The sequence below is a fragment of the Kocuria sp. p3-SID1428 genome (assembly GCF_025149945.1).
Lineage (GTDB): Bacteria > Actinomycetota > Actinomycetes > Actinomycetales > Micrococcaceae > Kocuria.
Map to the genome: position 1 here is coordinate 20,936 of NZ_JALXVH010000036.1, position 6,745 is coordinate 27,680.

6 protein-coding genes are annotated in these 6,745 nt (G+C 71.7%); 2 read left to right on the top strand and 4 right to left on the bottom strand.

Going from position 1 to position 6,745, the window contains the following annotated elements; genetic code table 11:
* Nucleotides 1–6 precede the first annotated feature (6 nt).
* From M3E84_RS08825 to M3E84_RS08835, 3 genes are read right to left on the bottom strand one after another with little or no spacing between them, the layout of a single operon-like run.
* The gene (locus M3E84_RS08825) at nucleotides 7–1,191 is read right to left on the bottom strand and encodes an Mrp/NBP35 family ATP-binding protein (protein ID WP_259895826.1); all 1,185 of its coding nucleotides are present in this window, start codon (nucleotides 1,189–1,191) and stop codon (nucleotides 7–9) included.
* A complete protein-coding gene (locus M3E84_RS08830) occupies nucleotides 1,184–1,891 on the bottom strand; it encodes a DUF1003 domain-containing protein (protein ID WP_396415595.1) in 708 nt (235 codons plus the stop codon). Before M3E84_RS08830 ends, M3E84_RS08825 begins: the two co-directional genes overlap by 8 nt.
* Nucleotides 1,884–3,185 carry a magnesium transporter MgtE N-terminal domain-containing protein gene (locus M3E84_RS08835; RefSeq protein WP_259895827.1) on the bottom strand — a complete coding sequence of 434 codons (1,302 nt, stop codon included), beginning with the start codon at nucleotides 3,183–3,185 and terminating at the stop codon, nucleotides 1,884–1,886. Before M3E84_RS08835 ends, M3E84_RS08830 begins: the two co-directional genes overlap by 8 nt.
* A gap of 93 nt (nucleotides 3,186–3,278) precedes the next feature.
* Here M3E84_RS08835 and M3E84_RS08840 point away from each other — a divergent pair, with 93 nt between their 5' ends.
* Nucleotides 3,279–4,151: a general stress protein gene (locus tag M3E84_RS08840; RefSeq protein WP_259895828.1), complete on the top strand. Its 873-nt coding sequence runs from the start codon at nucleotides 3,279–3,281 to the stop codon at nucleotides 4,149–4,151.
* Here M3E84_RS08840 and M3E84_RS08845 read toward each other — a convergent pair whose 3' ends face one another.
* A complete protein-coding gene (locus M3E84_RS08845) occupies nucleotides 4,152–5,771 on the bottom strand; it encodes an aminopeptidase P family protein (RefSeq protein ID WP_259895829.1) in 1,620 nt (539 codons plus the stop codon). It lies immediately after the preceding gene.
* Between the two features lie 179 nt (nucleotides 5,772–5,950).
* Between M3E84_RS08845 and M3E84_RS08850 the strand changes: the two genes are divergently transcribed.
* Nucleotides 5,951–6,745 (top strand): PHP domain-containing protein (locus M3E84_RS08850; RefSeq protein ID WP_259895830.1); only part of this gene is annotated, 795 nt, incomplete at its 3' end.

The following is a 6,745-nucleotide window of genomic DNA, read 5'->3' on the forward strand; positions in this document are numbered from 1 at the left end:
CCGGACTCAGCGCGGGGTGATCCCCAGGGAGCGGCCCTCGAGGCCGCGGGGACCGTCGAGGCGCGCGGCCACATCGCGCAGCACCCGGGAGGCCGGTGCCTCCGGATCGGACCACACGAGCGGCACCCCGGTGTCGCCGGCCTGCCGCAGAGCGATGTCCAGGGGGATCGAGCCCAGCAGGGGGACGTCGTAGCCCATCCGGTGCGTGAGCGAGTCGGCGATCTGCTCGCCGCCGCCGCTGCCGAAGAGCTCGAAGGACGACCCGTCCGGCATGGCCATGGCGGACATGTTCTCGATGACACCGGAGACCGTCTGCTCGGTCATCGCCGCCAGCGCGCCGGAGCGCTCAGCGATCCCCGCCGCGGCCTGCTGCGGCGTGGAGACCACCAGGACCCCTGAGCCGGGCAGCTTCTGGGCGACTGCGATCGCGACGTCGCCGGTGCCCGGGGGCAGATCCAGCAGCAGGTGGTCCAGGTCGCCGAAGTGGACGTCGGCCAGGAACTGCTCGACCGCCCGATCCAGCAGCGGACCGCGCCACACCACCGGGTTCGCCGGATCCGTGAACATTCCGATCGAGATGGCCCGCACGCTGCCGCGCCGGTGCCCGTCGGCGGCGCGAGAGGCTCCGGGCTCGCAGACGGCGGTGTCCGGGACCTCGACGACGGGCGGCAGGATCATCTCGTCGACCTTCGTGGGCCCGGCCGTGATGCCGAACAGCCCCGGGATCGAGAAGCCGTGGATGTCGGCGTCGACCACGCCCACGGAGCGTCCGCGGGCGGCCAGGGCGGCGGCCAGATTGGCGGTCACCGTGGACTTGCCGACCCCGCCCTTGCCGGAGGTCACCGAATGCACCCGGGTCAGCGACGACGGGTCTGCGAACGGGATGCTGCGCGTGTGCCCGAGCTGCGCCTTGAGCTCCTCGCGCTGCTGCGGGGTCATGACATCCAGCTCCACCACGGTGCGGTGCACGCCCTCGACGTGACGCACCGCCTCCGCCACGTCCGCCTCGATCGTGGAGCGCAGCGGGCAGCCGGAGATCGTGAGCAGGACCTCGACGACTGCCGTGCCGTCCGGGTCGAGCCGGGCCGCGCGCAGCATGCCCAGCTCGATCAGCGGTCGACGCAGCTCGGGATCCTCGACGGCGGACAGCGCCTCGGACAGGCGGGGATCGATGGGGTTCTGCTCAGTCATGGTCTCCTGTGCTCCCAAGGTTCTGGGTCTGCTCGGCGGAGCCGTGGTCCTCGCCGGTGCGCTGCTGCGCTGGGACCTGCGGGATGCTCGTGGTGCGCGCGGCCGCGGCGTCCGCGGAGCGCTGCTGCTTCTTGCGGCCCTTGCGCTTGCGGCCGGAGGGCTCGGAGTCGCCGTCGTCGCCGGAATCGGAGTCGTTCATGCCCTCGAGCAGCTCCTCGAGCAGGTCGCGCAGCTCGGAGCGGACGTAGTCGCGGGTGGCGACCTCGCGCATGGACATGCGCAGGGCGGCGATCTCGCGGGTCAGGTACTCGGTGTCTGCCAGGTTCTCCTGGGTGCGCTGCCGGTCGCGCTCGGCCACGGCCTTGTCGCGGTCGTCCTGGCGGTTCTGCGCCAGCAGCAGCAGCGGCGCGGCGTAGGAGGCCTGCAGGGAGAGCATGAGCGTCAGCAGGGTGTAGTTCAGCGCGCGGGGGTCGAACTGCATGTCCTCGGGCATGAAGGTGTTCCAGCCCAGCCAGAGGAACACGAAGACCGACATCCACAGCAGGAACTGCGGGGTGCCCATGAACCGGGCGAAGCCCTCCGTGAGCTGGCCGAAGGCATCCGGATTGGGCCGCAGCCGGTTCCACATCCCGTGGCGCAGCCCGGTGGGGGTGTCCAGGCCTGCGGTGCGGCGCTCGGCGCCGGTGCGGCTCTCACTCATAGCGTCGTCCCACCTTCCTCACGGGGGTTCCGTCGTCCCAGGTCCGCCAGTCGTCCGGAAGCAGGTCATCGAGAACGTCGTCGATCGTGACCGCGCCGACCAGGCGCCGGTTCTCATTGACCACGGGGATGATCGTCAGGTCGTAGGTGGCCAGCTCGCGGGCGACGTCCGAGATGGGGGAGAGGTCCTTGACGGGGTCGATCGCCGAGTCGATCAGGTTGCCGATCGGCTCGGGCGGGGGCACCCGCAGCAGCTCCTGCATGTGGACCAGGCCCAGGTAGCGCCCGGTCGGAGTCTCCAGCGGCGGTCGGCACACGAACACCGCGGCGGCCATGGCCGGGGAGACCTCCTCCTGGCGGATCGCGGCCAGCGCCTCGGCCACCGTGGTCTCGGGAGCCAGGATGATCGGCACCGGGGTCATCATGGAACCGGCGGTGCCCTCCTCGTACTCGAGCAGGCGGCGGACGTCGTCGGCGTCCTCGGGCTGCATCAGCCCCAGGAGGGACTCGGCATCCGGGTCCGGCAGCTCGTTGAGCAGGTCGGCGGCGTCGTCCGGCTCCATCTCCTCCAGGACGTCGGCGGCGCGCTCGACCTCCAGGTGGGTGAGCACGAAGACCTGGTCCTCCTCCGGCATCTCCTGCAGGACGTCGGCCAGGCGGTCGTCGCGCAGCTCGCCGGCGATCTCGAGGATGCGCTTGCGGGGCAGCTCGCGCAGCTCATCGGCGATGTCGGCGGGCTTGTCGTCCTCATGCGAGCTCACCCACTGCGTGGCCGGCTGATGGCCCGCGCTCTCCTGGTCCGTGGCCTCGCTCCAGTCGATGACGAGCGTCTCTCCGCTGCGCCGGCGCATCAGGCCGCCGCCGACCGGGGTGCGGCGCACGAACAGCTGCGTGACCTGCCAGTCGCCGGTGCGGGCCTGCTCCATGCCGACGTCGATGATCGTGGCGGTGCCGTTGCCGTCGCGCATGGTGACGGTGCGGTCGAACATCTGCCCGACCACGAGGATCTCCGAGCCGCGCTGCTCGAAGCGGCGCAGGTTGACCAGCCCGGTGCACAGGACCTGCTCGGAGTCCATGGACGTCACCCGGGTCATGGGCAGGAACACGCGGCGCTTGCCCAGGACCTCGACGACGAGCCCCACGACGACCGGCTGCTTGGACGAGCTGGGTCCGGGGGCGGCGTCGCGGCGGATCATGACGAGATCGCGCACCCTGCCCACGCGGTCGCCCAGGGGGTCGAACACGTCCAGGCCGATCAGGCGCGCGATGAAGATCTTCTCGAGTGAACTGCTCACCGGATCAGGGTAGTCGCTGTGCCGATTCAGCCCGCCGCGATCGAGACCTGCGTCTCAAGACTCCGATCAGCTGCGTGGGGGATTCTTGATCCCATGAGCAGCACACGACAGAGGACGCAGCAGATTTCCGGCGCAGGTCTCCCCGAGGGCACGGTGATCGCCTCCCACTCCCGCTACGCGGAGGCGCAGCGGGCGGTCGATCATCTCTCGGACGAGGAGCTCGACGTCTCCGGTCTGTCGATCGTCGGTCACGATCTGGCGACCCTCGAGAAGGTCACGGGCCGGCTGACCTACCCGCGTGTGGCCCTGATGTCCGCGGGGCAGGGCGCCTTCATTGGGCTGTTCTTCGGCATGATCCTCACGCTCTTCGGCAGCGGCGGCGCGCTGTCGATCGTGCTGACCATGGTCATGGGCGCCGCCTTCTGGATGCTGCTGGGCGTGATCTCCTACGCGGCCCAGCGCGGGCGCCGCGACTTCACCTCGATGTCCACGATCGTGGCCACGCGCTATGAGGTCCTGGCGCGCCCGGACATGGCGCAGCAGGCCGCGGCCGTGCTGCAGTCGGCCGGCCTGCAGGGTCAGAGCCGCCGCGGTGCGGGCCAGGCGCATGCGGCACCCGGGGCGAGCGGCACAGGTGCCGCGCAGGCGGGCGGAGCCCAGTACGGCACGTCCCATGACGGCGCACCTGAGCAGGGCACGCCCCAGCCCGGTGCACAGCAGCACGAGCCGGGGTCTGCCGAGCGCGGCGCCGCCCGCGACGGCGCGCCGCAGGGTCGGAGCCAGGACGGCCAGCAGCCGTGGACCCAGGCTCCGGCGGCCCCGGTGTCGCGTCCGCAGGAGACCTCCGATGGACGCCCGCTCTACGGCGTGCGCGTCTCGCCGCAGGAGCAGGACGCCCACCGTGGCCACCCGGACGGCGGCGCCGACGCGCAGCAGGCTCCGGAAGGCGGCGCTGAGCGCGGCTGATCAGTGCGCGGTCGACGACGCCGACGAGGACTCGAACAGTCCCTGCATCCAGGACTCAACGTCGTCGGGATCGCGGGGCAGGGCCGAGGAGAGGTTCTCGTTGCCGTCGGCGGTGATCAGGACATCGTCCTCGATCCGCACGCCGATGCCCCGGTACTCCTCCGGCACGGCCAGGTCCTCGGCCTTGAAGTACAGCCCGGGCTCGATGGTGAAGACCATCCCGGGCTCGATCACGGCGTCCTGGTAGAGCTCGCGCCGGGCCTGGGCGCAGTCGTGGACGTCCAGGCCCAGGTGGTGGCTGGTCCCGTGCGGCATCCAGCGTCGATGGTGCTGTCCGCCCTTCGAGAGCGAGACCTCCGCCGAGACGGGCAGCAGGCCCCACTCCTCCAGGCGGGCGGCGAGCACCGACATGGCGGCGTCGTGGACATCGCGGAAGCGGCTGCCCGGAACGGCCACGGTGAAGGCGTGATCGGCCGCATCCAGCACGGCCTGGTAGATCTTGCGCTGGATCTCGGAGAACTCGCCGGTCACCGGCAGGGTGCGGGTGATGTCGGCGGTGTAGAGCGAATCGGCCTCCACGCCGGCGTCGAGCAGGATCATGTCCTGGGGTCGGATCTCGCCGGTGTTGCGGATCCAGTGCAGGACGGTCGCGTTGCTGCCCGAGGCGGCGATGGTGTCGTAGCCGAGGTCATTGCCCTCGGCGCGGGCGCGGGTGAAGAAGGCGCCCTCCACGAGCCGCTCGCCGCGCGGCTTGGCGATGGCCCCGGGCAGGGCGCGCACGACGTCCTCGAACCCGCGCACGGTCATCTCCACGGAGCGGCGCAGCTGGTCGATCTCGTGCTCGTCCTTGATCAGGCGCAGCTCCGAGAGCCGCTCCACGAGCTGATCGTCCTGGGCCTCGGCGTCTTCGAGGACCACATCGCCGGCCAGGCGGGCGGAATCGACCGTGCTGTCCACCGCGGCGTCCTGGGCGCGGACCAGCCGCACCTGGACCCCGTCCGCCCCCACATCCTTGGTCAGGGCGGGCTCCAGCTCGCTGAGATCCCGCGTGCGCAGGCCGTACGCGCTGGACAGCTCGCGCAGCGTGGGGCGATCGCCCACCCAGAACTGGCCGTTGCGGGCGTCGGCGTAGAACTCGCGGGTGTCGCGCCCGGCCATGGGATGGAAGTACAGCGTGGCGGTGTGATCGCCGGCGTCGTCCCCGTGGCCGGCCTCCACCGGCTCGAGCACGAGCACCGCGTTGGGCTCGTGGTCCACACCCAGTCCGGTCAGGTGCGCGAACGCGGAGTGCGGGCGGAAGCGGTAGTCGGTGTCGTTGGAGCGGACCTTAGGCGCGCCCGCCGGGATGACCAGTCGCTGGCCGGTGTGCTCCTGCGAGATGCGCAGGCGGCGCTGGGCCGCGTGATCGGCGACCTCCTCCCGCGGGAGGTCCTCGTCCACGGCCGGGGCCCACTGGGAAGCCATGAACTCTGCGAAGGCAGAGGACTCCGGGGCGCGGGTCCGGTTGTCCACCCGCTCGGACAGCGGCTGCGATCCGGACTCGGCGCCGGTGTCCGCAGGGGCTGCCGTACTGGCCTCGCGGGCGGCTGCGGGGGTGGTCTCCGAGGGCTGATCCGTCAATGCTCGCTCCGTCCTGCCGGTCCGTTCCCGGCTGCTCGTGGCGCAGTCGTCGCTGTCAGCTGCGCGGTCGTCGTCCTGCCATGATGCCACCGGGCTCCGACGTCACGGGCGCGGGGCGAGCCGTTCGGGCTCGCCGTGCGGCGGTCGGTGGCTGCCCGGGGCCGTGCCACGATGGGGCCATGAAGATCGATCTGCACACCCACTCGTCGGCCTCCGACGGCACCCAGCCGCCGCGCGAGGTCATCCGCAGCGCCGCGCAGGCGGGGCTGGATGTGGTGGCCCTGACGGATCACGACACGACCTCCGGGTGGGAGGAGGCCGCCGGGGCGGCGCGAGAGCAGGGCGTGGCCCTCGTCCCGGGCACCGAGGTCTCGTGCCAGACCGACGACGGCATCTCCGTGCACCTGCTGTCCTACCTCCAGGACCCGCAGGACCGGGCACTGGGCGAGGTCATGCAGCGCGCGCGGCGCTCGCGGCGCACCCGCGCGCAGCGGATGGTCGAGCTGATCTCCCAGGACCACCCCATCACCTGGGACGACGTCCTGGAGCAGGTCGTCGGCGATGCGACCGTGGGCCGGCCGCACATCGCCGACGCCCTGGTGGCGGCGGGGATCGCCCCGAACCGCTCGGAGGCCTTCACCACGGTGCTGCACCCGCGCTCCGGCTACTACGTGGCCCACTACGCCCCGGATCCGGTCACCGCCGTGCGGCTCGTGTGCCAGGCGGGGGGAGTGCCCGTCATGGCCCATCCGCTGGCCGGCGTGCGGGGGCGCACGGTCGGGCAGGAGGTCTTCGACGCCATGATCGAGGCCGGTCTGGCCGGGCTGGAGATCGCCCACCGGGACAACCCGCCCGAGGCCCGGGCGAGGCTGTCGCAGATGGCCGCCGAGCACGACCTGATCGTCACCGGCTCCTCCGACTACCACGGCGCAGGCAAGCCCAATGAGCTGGGGGAGAACCTCACCTCGGAGCAG